This window comes from Micromonospora sp. NPDC003944 (assembly GCF_053605225.1).
Genome location: NZ_JBSGIV010000011.1, coordinates 50,839 through 67,392, shown reverse-complemented (window position 1 = coordinate 67,392; position 16,554 = coordinate 50,839). Strand labels below are relative to the sequence as shown.

Below are 16,554 nucleotides of genomic sequence, written 5' to 3'. Positions count from 1 at the left end.
GTGGTCTGAGGCGGGGCGGCGCCTGCGCGCACCATATCGATCATTGACTATGGGAGCAAGGCCGGGGGCGGGCCCGGTCAGGCCGGCCCGCGTACCGCTCAGGTCGCTCGGCGTACCCGGTAGGCCAGGTGGGTGACGCCGTCGCCCTCGACGACGCTGAACGGACCGTCCAGCTGAAGTGGCGCGATCTTCAGGTCGGCGAAGAGCGGGATGCCGCTGCCGAGCAGGACCGGCACGAGGTCGACGCGCACCTCGTCGAGCAGGCCGGCCTCGACGACCTGGGCGGCGATGGTTCCGCCGTTGACGCCGACCTCCCTGTCGCCGGCGATCGCCTTCGCCCGGGCGATCGCGCTCTCGATGCCGTCGGTGACGAAGACGAAGGAGTCGTTCTCGGTGGCCCAGCCCTCCGGCACGCTGTGGGTGACCACCACGACCGGCACGTCCAACGGATGCCGACCACCCCACCCGCTGGTGATGTCGAAGAGCCTCCGGCCGACGACGAGCGCGCCGGTCCGCTCGGTGAGGGCCCGCAGGTGCCGGGCGCTCGTGGCGGAGGTCCGGAAGGTCAGCTCGGGGTCGGCCGTCGGCGTCTCGACGTCGCCGTTCTCGTACCACTGGAAGAGGTACTCGAAGCCACCGTGGGACGCGTCCGCGATGTAGCCGTCCAACGACATCGTCGCCCCGGTCGTCACCTTCGTCATCGATCCACTCCTCGGTCCGTGCCGTGTCGGCTCGTCGGCGAGGCCGGCTGCCTCCGGCCCTCGACAAATGGTCGAAGCCGGCGCGACAGTTCTCGACACGTCCGCCGACCTTTCCAGTGTCGGCCGTCGCCGTCGGGGGCGCAGCGCGTTGAGCAGCCGCGCCCGAACCCGTCGGGTGCGAGACGCCGACGCCGGTCGTAGCGTGGTGCGCATGCGAACCACCACGCTGGGCAGCACCGGCCCCGAGGTCGGCGTCATCGGCCTCGGCTGCATGGGTATGAGCCACGGCTACGACATCACCGGCCCCCGCGACGACGACACCTCGGTCTCCGTCATCCGACAGGCACTGGACCTGGGCGCGACGCTCATCGACACGTCCGACGTGTACGGGCCGTACACCAACGAGGAGTTGGTCGGGCGCGCGCTGGCCGGCGGACACCGGGATCGGGCCGTCCTGGCCACGAAGGTCGGCCTGGTGGCCACCTCCCCCACCGGCGGCCCGGGCAACTCACCGACGATCGGCAAGGACGGCCGCCCGGAGCACATCCGCGCGGCGATCGACGAGAGCCTGCGCCGGCTCGGCACCGACCACGTCGACCTCTACCAGTTGCACCGGGTCGACCCGGCGGTGCCCATCGAGGAGTCGTGGGGTGCGATGGCCGAGGTCGTGGCGGCCGGCAAGGCCCGGCAGATCGGGCTGTCCGAGGTGAACGTGACGCAGGTCGTGCGGGCCCAGGCCGTGCACCCGGTGGCGTCGGTGCAGTCCGAGCTGTCACTGTGGACGCGCGAGGTGTTGACCGAGGTGTTGCCGTACTGCGCCGCGCAGGGCATCGCCTTCCTGCCGTTCTCCCCGTTGGGTCGCGGGTTCCTCGCCGGCCGGTTCACCTCGTTCGACGACCTGCCCGCCGACGACTTCCGGCGCGGCCTGCCCCGTTTCCAGCAGGACGCGCTGCGCGCCAACCTGGCCATCGTCGCCCGGGTCCGGGAGATCGCCGACCGGGCCGGCGTCAGCCCCGCGCAGGTCGCCCTGGCCTGGGTGCTCGCCCAGGGTGAGCAGGTCATCCCCATCCCCGGCACCAAGACCCCGACGTATCTGGTGGACAACTGCGCGGCCGCTGACGTGCGGCTCAGCGCCGAGGACCTGGCCGACCTGGACGCGCTACCCGCACCCGAGGGCAGCCGCTACTGAGACTCCGGCGGCCCGGCAGCACGCGGCCGGGCCGCCACCGGCGGGCCGAACCTGACCCCGACACCCGGCGAGTAGAGCACGCTCGCCGGCGGCCCGACCGGCGCCGGCAGCCCGGCGGCGGCCACCAACTCGTCATCCAGGTGCAACACCTCGGCCCGGTGCAGGGGCCAGCTCGGATGCCAGTTCGGCAGGTGCAGCGTGCGCCCGTACGCCCGGGTGTGCAGGCCCCAGCGGGCGGTGACGAAGTGTTCGAGCGGCGTCGGCTCGACGATCCGCTCCCCCACCCGCACCGCCATCCGGCTCGTCGTACCCGCCGGACCCGGCCAGCGCCGCCGGCAGCGGTAGCTGCGACTGTCGCCGTCGCGATCCACCCGCATCGACGACCAGAGGTACGGCAGGCGCAGCGTCGCCCGCGCCACCAGCACCGGCAGCAGTCGGGACGCGTCGAGCGACCGGAACACGACCGCTCGTCGGCCGGCGTCGTCGACCGAGTAGAGCCGGACGTTGGTCTCGGCGAAGGTGCCGAAGTATGGCACCCCGGGGCCACGGCCGAAGCCCAGCCCGACCATCCGGAAACCGATCAGGCCGACGTAGCTGACCCCCTGCACCGTGTCCGGGCGAGTACCGACGGGCAGTAACGGCGCGACGACCTCCGGGGCGACCGCCCAGTGCAGGAAGGTGAGGTCCTCCCAGCGCTGGCGCAGGAGCGCCCAGGGGAACGCCTGCCGGGGCGCGTGGTCGACCGGTTCGGGGTGCACGCTCTCATGGTGGCCCAAGCGGTGGGCCGACGTGGTCTCAGGCGTGCGGACCGACACTGACGGTGCCGATGGTCAGCGAGGTCGTGCCCTCCAGGATCTCGCCGACCCGGTCGACCTCCCGCTCCAACGCCCGCTGCCGAGCGGCGCCGAGCGCTCGCAGCGGCTCGACGGTGACGCGGATGGAGCGGCCGGACCGGCGTTGGTGCCACACGCCGGCGACCACCCCGTCGACAAGCAGCACGGGATAGTTGCCGGCCTGCCCACCGGCGAGCGCCCGCTCGGCGGCCGCACCGGGGAAGAGCCGTTCGCGGGGGTGGCTGCCGACCGCGTACGCGTCGAAGTAGGGCAGCAGCCGCAGCCCGGACGGCCGGTCGTCGGGGAACTGGGTGTCGTCGGCGGCCACCCAGGCCTGGCTGCCCTCCACCGTCACCTCGGTCAGGTCGACCGAGTCGAACAGCCACGTCGCCCACCCCGGCGGAACGGCCATCCACCTGGCGAACTGCGCCGGGGTGGCCGGCCCGTACGCGTGCAGGTAGCTGCGCACGAGTGCGGCCAGGGCGGCTCGGCCGGGCATCGGCGTGAACTCGGGCAGCCACCGGGCCGGGCTGGTGTAGGTGGTGGCCCGACCGCGATTCGGACCGAAGCAGATCACGCCGCCCCGGGTGGCGGCGGCCATGGCGGCCACCCACCGCGGCCATTTGTCCTGGAAAGCCTCCATGACCAGGTCGCCCGCCCACGGGCCGACCCGGGCGACGACCTCCTCGGTCAGCTCGGCGGTGGTCAGGTCGGCCTCGGCGACCGCCTCGGCGATGGCCGCGAGGACCTGATCGGTCTGCTGGGGCGTCAGCAGCGCCACACTCCGCTCCCAGGGCGGGGCCGGCAACGCGGACAGCGCGCCGATCCACATCGGCAGGTCCGCTGCGGCGAGCAGGTGCACGGTGCCGCGCGGCCCACGGGTCTTGACCAGGGTGCGGTCGGTCCAGAGCGCCCGGCGCACCAGGGCGCGGGTCGCGCCCGGCACCCGCAGCCCGACGGACAGCTCGGCGGCCGACGCGATCTGGGCGTGCGCGCCACACATCGCCGACACCACGTCGGCGAGGCGTCCGGCATCCGGTGCGGCAACCGGGCCCGAAACAGCGTTCGCCGCCGGTGCGGCGAGCCAATGCCGCTGAAGACGTCGGGCGGACACCTGCGCCCAGCTCAGCTCGGTCATCGCCGGCAGCCGTCGCAGCCGTGGACGTCGGCCGTGCACCACCCGAGGGCTTCGACAGCGCAGATCCTCATGCCGCCCAGGCTACGAGCGACGTGTGTCACTTTCCGGCGACCGTCGTCGGCCTCGGGAACGGTGAGCCTCGACTCTGCCGCGGTGCCGGCTCGGAGCGGAGACGTTCACACGCCGTAGGCTGGGAGCGACGACAGGCACCGAGCAGGCCGCTCATATCCCGACAGGTGTGCTGATTCAGGACGTGCGGGAGGACATACGCGTGACGCAGAGCGACGCGGAGCTGGTGGTGCTCGCGCAGGCGGGAGACGCCGCTGCGCTCGGAGCACTGCTGGCCCGACACGAGGCCGGGATGCGCGCCGTCGCGCTGAGCGTCCTCGGTTACGGGCCGGACGCCGAGGACGCGGTGCAGGACGCGATGGTCGTCGCCCTGCGTCGTATCGGCGAGGTCCGCGACCCGACCGCCGTCGGCAGCTGGCTGCGGACCATCGTCCGCAACAGCAGCCGGATGGCGTTGCGTGGGCCCCGGGCCGTTCCGGTCGCCGAACCGGAGTGGTTCAGCCGCCCCGCCGACACTCCCACCCCCGAGGAGGCGCTGGACCGGGCCGCGATGCGCGACTGGGTGTGGGACTCCATCGGGCAACTGTCCGAACCCGACCGGCTCGTCACCCTGCTGCGGTACTTCAGCGACGCGTCCTCGTACGAACAGATCGCGGCCGTGTGCGGCGTGCCGGTCGGCACCGTCCGCAGCCGCCTCAGCCACGCCCGTCGTGCGCTCGCCGGCGGCCTGCGCACGGCGGCAAGCACGGCCCACGCGGACGTCGCCGCCTCGAACGACTCGCGGTGGCGTGCCGGCCGCGACATGATCACCACGGCGATGGACGGGGACTTCGAACGGGTGGTCCGCGAGAGCTGGTGGCCGGACGCCGAGATGATCGTGCCGGGCGGCCCACGCGGTGGCCGCGACCTGGCGATCAACGGGATGAACTGCGACCTGGCCGCCGGGGTACGGCAGCGGCTGCGCAACGTGGTCGGCAGCGGCGACGTGCTGATCTGGGAGACCGACCTGATCAGCCCGCCCGACGACCCGGAGCACTGCCCACCCGCGGCGCTGTGGTTGCAGGTGCTGCACGAGGGCCGGGTGCGCCACCTCACTCTCTTCCACCCGGTCCCCGCGCTGGTCTGAAGAACATCCCCGACCGAGCGAACTTTCTCCTCGGCCCGCGCATCTGGTCCGGTCATGCACCAGCTGCCGTGCCGGCGGACGCCGCACGGGTCTCGGATCGGGAGATAGTTCATGGGTTCCACCAGGCACGACGTCAGCGCCCTCGCACCCGGCGCCCACACGTTCACCGTCGACGGGGTCCGGCAGGTCTACCACGTCGCCGGCACCGGCCCGGTCTGCGTGGCGCACTCCGGCGGCCCGGGCATCGAGTGGTCGTACCTGCGGACGCCAGGCCTTGAGACGCACTTCACCATGGTCTACGTCGAGCCGATCGGCACGGGTGCGTCGGGACAGCTCGACGACCCCGGCGACTACCGTCTCGACACGTATGTCCGGTTCCTGCATGCCGTCGTCGAGCTCCTCGGCGACGACCGGGTGTACCTCCTCGGGCACTCGCACGGCGGTTTCGTCGTCCAGCGGTACGCGCTCACCCACCCGGACCGGGTCGCCGGCCTCGCCCTGTACGACACGTCACCCGTCACCGGCGCCGAGTTCTGGGCCGAGGCCATGGCCGGCCTCGCCGCCTACCCGCAGCGGCACCCGGACCGGCCGGAGGCGGCGGCGGTCCCCGCCGCCTTCGGGCAGATCGGCGGCGCGACTGACGACGAGTCGTTGGGCGCCGCCCTGCGCGCCGCCCTGCCGGTGTACTTCGCGGACTTCTGGGGTCGACAGGACGAGTTCGCCCCGTTCCAGGCGGCCGTCCGGATCTGGTCGACGCCGGCCGGCGCGCAGGATCCGACGCCCTTCGACGTACGGGACAACCTCAGCGAGATCACCGTGCCCGTCGTGGTGATCGTCGGGGCGTACGACTTCATCTGCGGGCCCCGCTGGGCCGAGCAACTGCACGCGGGGCTTGCGGACTCGCGACTGGTGACGCTGGAGCGAAGCGGGCACTTCGCGCACATCGAGCAGCCTGTCGAGTTCACCGACGCCGTGGTGGAGCTGCTGAAGCGGTGACCCACAGCGGCACCGCCCGTCGTCACGACCGCCCAGAGGTCGGTTCGTCACAGCGGGCAGGCCTCGGGGTGCGGTCGCGTTGCACGGTCATAGGCTGAGCACTTCGCTGCAGCGTGACGAAGAGGAGACCGCCGTGAGCCAGACCGAACGGATGGATTCCGTCGACGAGTGGAACGTGGTCGAGGACGACGGGGTTCTGGACGCCTCCGACACCCTCGACGACGACCGGGTCGGCGACCCGCTCGACACCGGCATCGTCGCCGAGGACCACTGGACGGCGGCGAACCGCTTCGGCACCACGCCCGCCGAGGAGCGGGCCGGTGAGTCCCTGGAGCAACACCTCGCCCAGGAGGTGCCGGATGTCGACCCGTACGCCGAGGGCGGCGACGACGAGGACGAGCTGACCCGCAGGGGGTACGAGTCGGAGGCGCGCGCCGGCCGTCTGGTCGCCTACGACGAGGGCGTCCGCGAGGACGACGAGGCCGAGTCGGTGGCGTGGGACGCCGGAATCGACGCGGGTGCCGCGAGCGCGGAGGAGGCGGCGATCCACGTGGTGGAGGACCCGGACGGGCCCGGCGACGGTCCGCTGCGCTGACGCCGTACCCGCCGGGCCCGGCACCTCGCGGGGTGCCGGGCCCGGCGGCGTCGGTCAGTGGATGACGACAGGCGTCTTGACCTGCTCGCCCTGCGGGTCGTCGAGCTGCGCCGGCTGACGTCGGCGCGGCAGCAGTGCGGCCGGGATGAACGTGAGCACGACGAGCGCGAACGCGACCCAGAACGTGGTGGCGAAGGACTTGGCGGCGAAGTCGAGACCGCGCTCGATCAGCGACGGGTCCACCGGCATCTGTTGCAGCAGCTCCGGCCGCTGCTGGGAGGCGATGGCCAGCCCAGCTTCGGTGACCGGCTTGCCGCTCTCGTCCACCAGGCCGGGGATCGGCCGGGAGCCGTTCAGCTCGTTGGTGAGGATCACCGACATCACGGCGGCACCGACCGACCCGCCGATCTGCTGAAGGATGTTGACCAGGGTCGAGCCGCGCGCCACATCCTGCGCCTGCAACGTCCGCAGCGCCGAGGTCATGATCGGCATCATCGTGCCGCCCATGCCCAGACCCATCACGAACAGCGATCCACCGAGCATCCAGTACGGGGTCTGCGGGTCGACCTGGGTGAAGCCGAAGAACCCGACGACGATGAGCCCCAGCGCGAACGGGACGGTGCGCCCGATCGGCACCCGGTCGGCGAGCGTGCCGGCGATCGGCATGGTGATCATCGCGCCGATGCCCTGCGGGGCCATCAGCAGACCTGCGGCCATCGCCGACTCACCGCGCACCTGCAGGAAGTAGCTCGGGAACAGCAGGCCGGCGCCCATGAAGGCGATGATGAACACGAACATCGTCACCGACGCGATGGTCAGACTGCGGTTGCGGAACAGGCGCAGGTCGAGCAGCGGGTGCCGGGGCTTGAACGAGTAGAGCACGAACGCCACCACCAACGCGCCGCCGACAAGCATCGGGGCCCACACCTTGGGCTCGGCGAAGGTGCCGGTCTCCGGCAGGGACGACACACCGTAGAGGAAGAGGGCGAGACCCGGCGAGAGCATGGCCATGCCGACGAAGTCGAACGACTCGGACGGCTCGGGCGCGTCCTTCGGCAGCGCGAGCTGCGCGTAGATGAGGGCGATCACGCCGACCGGCAGGTTGATCAGGAAGATCCAGTGCCAGCTCGCGGTGTCGATCAGCCAGCCGCCGAGGATCGGGCCACCGATCGGCCCCAACAGCATCGGGATGCCGAGGACGGCCATCAGCCGGCCGATCCGGTGCGGGCCGGCGGCCCGGGTCATGATGGTCATGCCCAGCGGCATGAGCATGCCACCGCCGAGGCCCTGCAGGACCCGGTAGCCGATCAGCTCGCCGATCGTGTCGGCCATGGCGCAGAGCCCGGACCCGATCGTGAACAGGGCCAGCGCCACCATGTAGAGCCGCTTGGTGCCGAACCGGTCCGCCGCCCACCCGCTGAGCGGGATCACGGTGGCGAGGGCGAGGGTGTAGGCGGTCATCGTCCAGGCGACGCGGGCGTAGGACGCGTCGAACTCACTCTGGAACTTGGGCAGCGCCACGCTGACCACCGTCACGTCGAGGATCGACATGATCGCGCCAAGGACGACGACGCCCGCCACCTTGAGCACCGCGCCGTCGAGTTTGTCCGATGTCGCGACGGATTGCTGTGTCACTAACTCTCCTGAAGTCGATTGGGCCGGCCGATGGTGGGCGGTGGCGGCGATGCCGCGCCTACCGGGCGCGGGGCGCGACGAGCCGGGGCAGGACGCGCGGAGGCAGACTAACCGCCAGGTGTGACGATTCGCCGCTGGATTTCGTGACCGGTGAGCCGCGTATCCGAACGGCCGTCCAATTGCAGCCGCTCGTCGGGGTGGCGGTCAGCCTCGCGCGTCGAGAAGGCCCGACCTCAGCCAGGGATCGCGGAACCCTGGATGAACCGCACCTGGTTGGGGTTCGGCAGCGGTGCGACCGTCGGCCCATGACACCTTCCACCCACACCGTCGCCGGTCACTGGATCGGTGGCGAGACCGTCACCGGCTCCGCCGGCACTCTTCCCGTCGTGAACCCGGCCACCGGAGAGGTCGTCGCCGAGACCCCGGCCGGCACCGCCGCCGACGTCGACCGAGCCGTCGCCGCCGCCCGGGCCGCCTTTCCAGCCTGGTCGGCGACCACCCCGCAGCACCGGGCGGACGTGCTGCGCCGCCTCGGTGCCGGCCTCGCCGCCCGTACGGAGGAGATCGCCCAGGCGATCACCGCCGAGATGGGCTCCCCGATCGGGATGTCCCGGACCGCCCAGGTGGCGTTCCCGGCCGCGGTGGTCGAGTCCGTCGCCGGCCTGGCCAACGACTTCGCCTGGACCCAGGAGGTCGGCAACTCGCTGATCGTCCGCGAGCCGATCGGCGTGGTCGGCGCGATCACCCCGTGGAACTTCCCGCTCCAGCAGATCGTCTCCAAGCTGGCCCCGGCGCTGCTCGCCGGCGACACGATGGTCTTCAAGCCGTCCGAGAACGCCCCGCTGACCGCCCGGATCCTCGCCGAGGTGGCCGCCGAGGCGGGCGTACCGGCGGGCGTCCTCAACATCGTCTACGGCACCGGCGCGACCGTCGGCGAGGCGATCTCCGCCCACCCCGACATCGACATGATCTCGTTCACCGGCTCCACCCGCGCCGGGCAGCGCATCTCCGCGGTGGCCGCGGCGACCGTCAAGCGGGTCGCGTTGGAGCTCGGTGGCAAGGGCGCGAACATCATCCTCGACGACGCCGACCTGCCGGCCGCGGTCGAGCGGGGGCTGATGATGGCGTTCAGCAACGGCGGTCAGGTCTGCGGCGCGTGGCCACGGATGCTGGTGCCCGCCTCCCGGCAGGACGAGGTCGTGGCGTTGGCCGTCGAGGCCGCGAGGCAGTACACCGTCGGCGACCCCGGCGACGAGGCCACCCGGATCGGCCCGATGGCGTCCGAAGCCCACCGGCAGAAGGTCGTCGGCTACATCGAGCGGGGCATCGCCGACGGCGCCCGGCTCGTGTTCGGCGGCCCGGAGCGGCCCGAGGGACTGCCCGTCGGGGCCTACGTGCGGCCGACGATCTTCGCCGACGTCGACCCGGCCTCCGCGATCGCCCAGGAGGAGATCTTCGGCCCGGTGCTGACGATCATCCCGTACGCCGACGAGGAGGAGGCCGTGGCCATCGCCAACGGCACGCCGTACGGCCTGACCAGCGGCGTCTTCGGCGAGCCGGAGCACGCGCTGGCGGTCGCCCGACGGCTGCGCGTGGGCCAGGTCGACGTGAACGCCGGTCACTGGAACCCGCTCGCCCCGTTCGGCGGCTACAAGCAGTCCGGCAACGGCCGCGAGTTCGGCCGCCTGGGCCTGGAGGAATTCCTGGAAACCAAGTCCATCCAGCGCTAACCCCTCCCCGCCCCCGCGCCCCGCCCTACGCCCCCGCCCTACGCCCCGCCCTACGCCCCCGCCGATCTTGCACTTTCGGTCGTCGACATGGGCTGATATACCCGTTATGTCTCGACAGAAAGTGCAAGATCGCGAAACCCCGGGGGCGGGGCGCGGGGCGGGGCGCGGGGCGGGGCGCGGGGCGGGGGCACGGGCGGGGGTGGAACAGGGGGCTTGGGGTGCTGTGTTGCACTCGATGTGCCGGTCGACTGCCGGCACCCACCGATCGGAGTCACCGTGGACCGCGCTCAACTCGCCAGCTTCCTGCGCACCCGCCGTGAAGCCCTCCAGCCCGAGGACGTCGGGTTGCCCAGGGGCCCACGGCGGCGTACCGGGGGGCTACGGCGCGAGGAAGTCGCCACGTTGAGCGGGATGTCCACCGACTACTACAGCCGGTTGGAGCAGCAGCGCGGGCCGCACCCCTCGGAGCAGATGCTCGCCGCGTTGGCGCGTGGTCTGCGGCTGTCGCTCGTCGAACGGGACCACCTGTTCCAGTTGGCCGGACACGCAGTTCCGCACCGCGCGGTACGGGCCGACCACGTCAACCCGGGGATGATGCGGATCCTCGACCGGATGCAGGACACCCCGGCCCAGGTGGTGAACCACCTCGGCGAGACCCTGGCGCAGACCGCGCCGGCCGTCGCCCTACTCGGTGACGAGACCCGTCACACCGGGCTGGCGCGCAGCGCGCACCACCGCTGGTTCACCGACCCGACGGCCCGGCGGCTGCACCCGGCCGAGTACCACCAGACGCAGAGTCGACTGCTCGTGGCACACCTGCACGCGGCGTACACCCGGGACGGGCGCGGCTCGCGGGCCGCCGCGCTCGTCGACGACCTGCTGGCCAGGAGCACCGAGTTCGCGCAGCTGTGGCGGGAGCACCCGGTGCCCGCCGGCTACTGCCCGCCCAAGCACTTCGTGCACCCCGAGGTCGGCGCGTTGGAGCTGCACTGCCAGACCCTTGTGGACCCCGACCAGTCACAGACACTGTTGGTCTTCACCGCCGCGCCCGGGTCGCCGAGCGACGAGAAGCTGCGGTTGCTCTCCGTCATCGGCGGCCAACTAGTCTGAGCACTTTCCGCTCCGGGCGGGATAGCGCGCGGGGCTGACGCCCAGGTAGCGCCGGAAGTGGCGGGTCAGGTGGGCCTGGTCGAAGAACCCGGCCGCGACGGCGGTCTCGACGGGCCGCTGCCCGGCGAGGAGCAGGCGACCCGCCAGCTGGACCCGCGCACTCACGCGCCCTCACCCGCGGTCTGCGGATGGCGATCTTCACGTCCGACTTGTTCGGCACCGGCAACGACCGGGACAACCGTGCCGCCGTGCGGGCGGTCGGACGGGAGAAGCTCGACCTGGTGGGCCTGGCGTTGCACGCGCCCCGCGCCGTGGTGGACAAGGTGCTCAAGGGTGCGTCCATGCACCCGTAACGGCATCCGTGGCGACGAAGACATTGATATCGGTCCGTACGACTGTAATGATTAACACACTTTACAGTTGTTTCGTCGCCCGGAAGGAACCCGACATGGCGCGCCGATTGGCCGGGCTCGCGCCCCGCCGCCCCCGCATCAGACTGACCTCCGCGCTCGCCGCGGCCCTGCTCGCCGTACCGACCGGTCTGGTCGTCGGCGCATCACCGGCGACGGCCGCCGCGACGGGCGCCATCACCGGGTACGGCGGCAAGTGCGTCGACGTGGCCGCCGCGAACCCGGCCAACGCCACACCGGTCCAGCTCTACGCCTGCAACGGCTCGACAGCGCAACAGTGGACGGTGGCCGACGACGGCACGATCCGGGCGCTGGGCAAGTGCCTCGACATCGCCGCCGCCAGCACCGCCAACGGCGCCCGGGTGCAGATCTACGACTGCAACGGCACCGGGGCGCAGCAGTGGTCGGCAAGCGCCGGGCAGCTTGTCAACCCGACCTCGGGCAAGTGCCTCGACGCGACCGGCCAAAGCTCGGCCGACGGGACGCCACTACAGATCTGGAGCTGCACCGGCACCGCCAACCAGACCTGGGCGCTGCCCACCGGCGGCGGCACCACACCACCGCCGTCGAGTGGGTTCGCCCACCCGGGCGTGCTGGTCAGCCGGGGCCAACTCGACTTCGTCCGGAGCCGGGTGCAGGCCGGCGCGCAGCCGTGGGCGGCGGCCTACAACCAGATGATGGGCAGCCGGTACGCCTCGCTGTCGCGCACCCCGGCGCCCCGTTCGGTGGTCGAGTGCGGTTCCTACTCCAACCCGAACAACGGCTGCACGGACGAGCGGGAGGACGCGATCGCGGCGTACACCGACGCGCTGGCCTGGTACATCACCGGCGACGCCCGGTACGCGCAGAAGTCGATCCAGATCATGGACGCGTGGTCGGCCACCATCACCGCGCACACCGGCAGCAACGCCCCGCTGCAGACCGGCTGGGCCGCCTCGGTCTGGCCCCGGGCGGCCGAGATCATCAAGTACACGTACACCAGCTGGCCCAACGCCAACCGCTTCGCCACCATGCTGCGCAACGTCTACCTGCCGATGGTGCGCAACGGCTCGAACAGCAACGGCAACTGGGAACTGACCATGATGGAGGCCACCGTCGGCATGGCCGTCTTCCTGGAGGACCGGAGCGCCTACGACGCGGCGGTCACCCGTTTCCTCAACCGCACCCGGGCCTTCGTCTACCTGCCCAGCGACGGCGCGTTGCCGTACACGATGCCCGGTAGCGGTCTGGACACCAGCTCCGAGATCATCGGCTACTGGCAGGGCCAGTCGACCTTCGTCGCCGGCCTCGCCCAGGAGACCTGTCGCGACTTCGTCCACACCGGGTACGGGATCTCCGCCATCTCGCACGTCGCGGAGACCTCGCGGATCCAGGGGCGGGACCTGTACCCACAGGTCGGTGAACGGCTGCGGCAGGCGCTCGGCTTCCACTCGCGCTACCAGCTCGGCGAGGCGCCGCCGTCCTGGCTCTGCGGCGGCAGCCTCACGCGGGGCCTCGGCCCGGTCACCGAGGTCGGCTTCAACGCGATGGGCAACCGGTTGGGCAACGTCATGACCAACACGCAGACCCTCACGCTGCAACAGCGTCCGGCCGGAACGAACAACCTCTTCGTCGCCTGGGAAACGCTGACCCACGCCAACAACCCCAACTGACCATGCTGCCGTGGGGTGGCGCCGAGTGCGCGGCGCCACCCACGGCGTGCTCAGGTGTCGGCCCCCAACGCCACCACCGGGCTGACCCGCGACGCCCGGCGGGCCGGTAGCACCCCGGCCAGCGCGGTCAACAGGACCAGGGCCACGAAGAGCCCGGTCAGCGGCAGCAGCGGCGCGGTCAGCGGTGCCTCGATCCCGAGAGTCTGCACCGCCAACCAGGCGTACGGGATGCCGAGCACCAGACCGATCGTCGCGCCGATCACCCCGTACAGGCCGGACTCGACGGTCAGCATGGTTCGCAGGCCGGCCCGGGACAGCCCGACCGCCCGGAGCAACCCGGACTCGCGGACCCGTTCCACCACCGAGAGCGCCGTCGTCGAGCCCACGCCGACGACCGCGATCAGCACGGTCAGCCCGACCAGACCGACGGCGATCCAGACCAGGGTGCGCACCAACGCGTCGTTGCGGTCGCGGTCGTCGGCGAGCACGGTGAGGCCCACGCCGTCGCTGCCGCCGATCGCCTGGCGCAGGGCCCGTACGCCGGCGGTGCGACCGTCCTCGCCGGTCCCGGCGGCGTCGGCAAGCAGACCGGTGTACGCGGCCGACACGTCGAGCCGGTCCAGGTCGGCCGGGTCGGCGAGGATGCCGGCGTGCAGCGGGCCGTCACCGGGCAGGATCGCGACGACCCGCACGTCGACTCTGCTGGTGGCGACGGCGAGCGCGACGGTGTCGCCGACCCGCAGGCCCGCGTCCCGCGCGACCCAGCTGTTCAGCACGATCCGGCCCGGGCCACGATCGGCCAGGGTGCCCTGGGCGACGTCCAGGTCGTCGGTAGTCGGCAACGCCGCCACGTCCAGGTCGCTCGTCGGATATCCGGCCTCGACGTGGCCGAGCTTGTCGGTGCCGCGCAGCAGCGTGGCGTCGCCGACCATCCGGTACGGCACCACCCGGGCCAGCGCGCCGTTGGCCGCCTCGGCCCGGGGCACCACCGCCGGCGGCAGCGTCCCACCGTTGCTGGTGACCTCGAAGTCGGTCGGGGCCGAGAGCGCCATCTCCCGGTCGGCGAGGATCTGCAGCGACGCGCCGCCGATGACCACCCCGGAGATCAGGGTCACGCCTAGCGCGACCACGACGGAGACCGCGGCCGCCCGGCGCGGCACCCCGCCGATCCCGCCGACCGACATCCGCCCGAGTGGGCCGAACTGCCGCAGCGGCCACCCCACCACGGCCAGCACCGGGCGCACCAGCAGCGGACCGAGGGCCACCAGCGCACAGAACGCCAGCGCGCCGGACGCGACAAGCAGGAGCAGCGGCATCGTCGGGTCGTAGGTCGACTGCTCCGGACTCGGCAACAGACCTATCGTCGCGACCGCCGCCAGGACCGCGCCGACGGCCAGGAGTAGCCCGGAGACCAGACGCAGCACGCCGATGCCGCGCCGGCCGGCGGTGGTGCTCGACGTACGCAGCGCCTCCAGTGGAGAGACCCGGGCGGCGGAGAGCGCGGGTGCCAGCACGGCCAGCACGGTGATCACGACGGCACCGATCACCACGGTGACCGCCGCCGCCAGCGGCAGGCCCGGCGAGGAGACCGGGTGGCCGGTGGCGCGCAGGACCGCCGGCAGCGCGTACCCGAGGGTGAGCGCTGCCGCGACCCCGACGACGCCGGCCACCAGCCCGGTCAGGGCTCCCTCGGCGGTCAGGGCCGCTACCAGCGTGCCCCGACTCGCGCCGACCGCCCGCAGCAGCGCGAGCTGCCGCATCCGCTGGGCGAAGACGATGCGGAAGGTCGAGGTGACCACCAGCGCCGCCGCGACGACCGCGATGGAGACGAACATGCCGACCAGGAGGAAGAGTTTCCCGACCTGCTCGGCCGCCGCGTTGGCCTCGGCTTCGCGTACCTCGGCGCCGGAGCGGATCGGCTGCCCGGCGACCGCCGTGGTCACCCGCTGGCGGACGACCTCCGACGCGGTGTCGGGGGCCACCCGCACGTCGACGCGCTCCACAGCCGTCAGACGCGCCCAGGCGATCACGGCGCGGTCCGGGGCGTACGCGTCGTAGCCGGCGTCGGCCGCGGCGTCCACCATGCCGGTCACGGTGAGCGGGGCGGGCGTGGTGAGTTCGCCGCCCATGGCGCGGGTGGTGGTGCCGACCGAGAGCCCGAGCCGCTCGGCGGTACGCGGGGTGATGGCGATCTCGCCGGGCTGGTCCGGGTAGCTGCCCTCGATCACGTGGACGGTGCTGAGCGGGCCGGTGCCGGGGTCGGCCTGGAGGTTGAGGTAGTCCTCGCCGATGGAGACCCCGGTCGCGACCCGGGCCACCGCCTCGGCCACCCCGGGCACGGCCCGGATCTGCCGCAGGTCCCCCACCGTCGGTGGCGGAACGTCGGTGCTGCCGATCACCAGATCGGTGACGGCCGGGGTGCCACTGAGGTTGTCCCGCACGGTCCGTTCGGTGATCTGCTGGACCAGCACGGTGCCGAAGACCACGAACGACGCGACAAGGACCGCCAGGCCGGTCAGGATCAGCCGGCCGGGCCGCCGGGCCGCGGCGGTCGTCTGGGTACGCAGCACCGTCGCCCTCATGCGCCTGCCGCCAGGTCACGCAGCGCGTCGGTGACCGACACCTGGTTCGGCTTGTCGATCTCGCCGGCCAACCGCCCGTCGGCGAGCAGCACCACCCGGTCGGCGTACGCGGCGGCGATCGGGTCGTGGGTGACCATGACGACGGTCTGGCCGAGGTCGCGTGCCGAGTCGCGCAGGATGGTGAGGACCTCCGCACCGGAGCGGGAGTCGAGGTTGCCGGTCGGCTCGTCGGCGAAGACCACCTCCGGCCGGGCCACCAGCGCGCGGGCCAGCGCGACTCGCTGCTGCTGGCCACCGGACAGCTCACTGGGCCGGTGGTTCAGGCGGTCGCCGAGGCCGAGCACCCGCACCAGGTGCGCCAGGAGTTCGGCGTCTGGCTGCCGACCGGCGAGGTCGAGCGGCAGGGTGATGTTCTGCGCGGCGGTGAGCTGCGGCAGCAGGTTGAAGGACTGAAAGACGAAGCCGATCCGCTCCCGGCGTACCCGGGTCAGCGTCCGGTCCGACTGGCCGGTCAGCTCCGTTCCGCCGAGCAGGACGCGACCGGAGGTGGCCGTGTCGAGGCCGGCGAGGCAGTGCATCAGTGTCGACTTGCCGGACCCGGACGCGCCCATGATCGCGGTGAACTCGGCACGGCCGAAGCCGACCGAGACCCCGTCCAGGGCACGGACGGCGGTGTCGCCACTGCCGTACACCTTCACCAGGTCGACCGCGGCGACCGCGGCGTGGCTGGTCTCCGGCGGGGCGTGGGTTGTCATCGTTCCTCCAGTGGCTGCGTGGTGACCCGGAAA

14 protein-coding genes and 1 pseudogene are annotated in these 16,554 nt (G+C 72.3%); 8 read left to right on the top strand and 7 right to left on the bottom strand.

Features of this window, described 5'->3' with window-relative positions; all coding sequences use genetic code 11:
- Nucleotides 1–98: 98 nt before the first annotated feature.
- Nucleotides 99–701, bottom strand: a complete 603-nt coding sequence (locus ACWER9_RS07950; RefSeq protein ID WP_452301086.1) for a dihydrofolate reductase family protein — start codon at nt 699–701, stop codon at nt 99–101.
- Nucleotides 702–912: 211 nt separating this feature from the next.
- On the opposite strand from ACWER9_RS07950, the gene ACWER9_RS07945 reads away from it, so the two are divergent.
- Nucleotides 913–1,890 (top strand): aldo/keto reductase, encoded by a 978-nt coding sequence (locus ACWER9_RS07945; protein ID WP_452301085.1) that lies wholly within the window; start codon nt 913–915, stop codon nt 1,888–1,890.
- Here the strand turns inward: ACWER9_RS07945 and ACWER9_RS07940 are convergent.
- Together ACWER9_RS07940 and ACWER9_RS07935 are read right to left on the bottom strand one after the other, a co-directional pair.
- Nucleotides 1,884–2,648 (bottom strand): YqjF family protein, encoded by a 765-nt coding sequence (locus tag ACWER9_RS07940; RefSeq protein ID WP_452301084.1) that lies wholly within the window; start codon nt 2,646–2,648, stop codon nt 1,884–1,886. The two genes, ACWER9_RS07945 and ACWER9_RS07940, sit on opposite strands and share 7 nt — an antisense overlap.
- 37 nt (nt 2,649–2,685) lie before the next feature.
- Nucleotides 2,686–3,861, bottom strand: coding sequence for a winged helix DNA-binding domain-containing protein (locus ACWER9_RS07935; protein ID WP_452301083.1), 1,176 nt, complete (start codon nt 3,859–3,861; stop codon nt 2,686–2,688).
- Nucleotides 3,862–4,132: 271 nt separating this feature from the next.
- Here ACWER9_RS07935 and ACWER9_RS07930 point away from each other — a divergent pair, with 271 nt between their 5' ends.
- The 3 genes from ACWER9_RS07930 to ACWER9_RS07920 all read left to right on the top strand — a co-directional run bounded on the left by ACWER9_RS07930 (nt 4,133) and on the right by ACWER9_RS07920 (nt 6,647).
- Entirely contained in the window at nt 4,133–5,056 is a 924-nt protein-coding gene (locus ACWER9_RS07930) for an RNA polymerase sigma factor (RefSeq protein WP_452301082.1), read from the top strand.
- 111 nt (nt 5,057–5,167) lie between these two features.
- Complete coding sequence (locus ACWER9_RS07925) at nt 5,168–6,052, top strand: alpha/beta fold hydrolase (RefSeq protein WP_452301081.1); 885 nt, start codon at nt 5,168–5,170, stop codon at nt 6,050–6,052.
- Nucleotides 6,053–6,185: 133 nt separating this feature from the next.
- Nucleotides 6,186–6,647 (top strand): DUF5709 domain-containing protein, encoded by a 462-nt coding sequence (locus ACWER9_RS07920; protein ID WP_452301080.1) that lies wholly within the window; start codon nt 6,186–6,188, stop codon nt 6,645–6,647.
- A gap of 54 nt (nt 6,648–6,701) precedes the next feature.
- Here the strand turns inward: ACWER9_RS07920 and ACWER9_RS07915 are convergent, their stop codons facing one another.
- Nucleotides 6,702–8,282: a DHA2 family efflux MFS transporter permease subunit gene (locus ACWER9_RS07915; RefSeq protein WP_452301079.1), complete on the bottom strand. Its 1,581-nt coding sequence runs from the start codon at nt 8,280–8,282 to the stop codon at nt 6,702–6,704.
- A gap of 305 nt (nt 8,283–8,587) precedes the next feature.
- Here ACWER9_RS07915 and ACWER9_RS07910 point away from each other — a divergent pair, with 305 nt between their 5' ends.
- Both ACWER9_RS07910 and ACWER9_RS07905 read left to right on the top strand, forming a co-directional pair.
- Nucleotides 8,588–10,012 carry an aldehyde dehydrogenase family protein gene (locus ACWER9_RS07910; RefSeq protein WP_452301078.1) on the top strand — a complete coding sequence of 475 codons (1,425 nt, stop codon included), beginning with the start codon at nt 8,588–8,590 and terminating at the stop codon, nt 10,010–10,012.
- Nucleotides 10,013–10,288: 276 nt separating this feature from the next.
- Nucleotides 10,289–11,122 (top strand): helix-turn-helix transcriptional regulator, encoded by an 834-nt coding sequence (locus ACWER9_RS07905; protein ID WP_452301077.1) that lies wholly within the window; start codon nt 10,289–10,291, stop codon nt 11,120–11,122.
- Here ACWER9_RS07905 and ACWER9_RS07900 read toward each other — a convergent pair.
- Nucleotides 11,114–11,287 carry a helix-turn-helix domain-containing protein gene (locus ACWER9_RS07900; protein ID WP_452301076.1) on the bottom strand — a complete coding sequence of 58 codons (174 nt, stop codon included), beginning with the start codon at nt 11,285–11,287 and terminating at the stop codon, nt 11,114–11,116. The genes ACWER9_RS07905 and ACWER9_RS07900 overlap by 9 nt on opposite strands.
- Between ACWER9_RS07900 and ACWER9_RS07895 the strand changes: the two are divergent.
- Nucleotides 11,278–11,475: pseudogene (locus ACWER9_RS07895) on the top strand (DUF2000 family protein); the annotation flags it as partial. The gene ACWER9_RS07900 and the pseudogene ACWER9_RS07895 sit on opposite strands and share 10 nt — an antisense overlap.
- A gap of 95 nt (nt 11,476–11,570) precedes the next feature.
- Complete coding sequence (locus ACWER9_RS07890) at nt 11,571–13,184, top strand: ricin-type beta-trefoil lectin domain protein (protein ID WP_452301075.1); 1,614 nt, start codon at nt 11,571–11,573, stop codon at nt 13,182–13,184.
- 50 nt (nt 13,185–13,234) lie between these two features.
- On the opposite strand, the gene ACWER9_RS07885 is transcribed toward ACWER9_RS07890, so the two are convergent.
- Nucleotides 13,235–15,766, bottom strand: coding sequence for an FtsX-like permease family protein (locus tag ACWER9_RS07885; RefSeq protein WP_452301074.1), 2,532 nt, complete (start codon nt 15,764–15,766; stop codon nt 13,235–13,237).
- Complete coding sequence (locus ACWER9_RS07880) at nt 15,763–16,521, bottom strand: ABC transporter ATP-binding protein (protein ID WP_452301073.1); 759 nt, start codon at nt 16,519–16,521, stop codon at nt 15,763–15,765. The genes ACWER9_RS07885 and ACWER9_RS07880 overlap by 4 nt, the downstream gene beginning before the upstream one ends.
- Nucleotides 16,522–16,554: the final 33 nt, after the last annotated feature.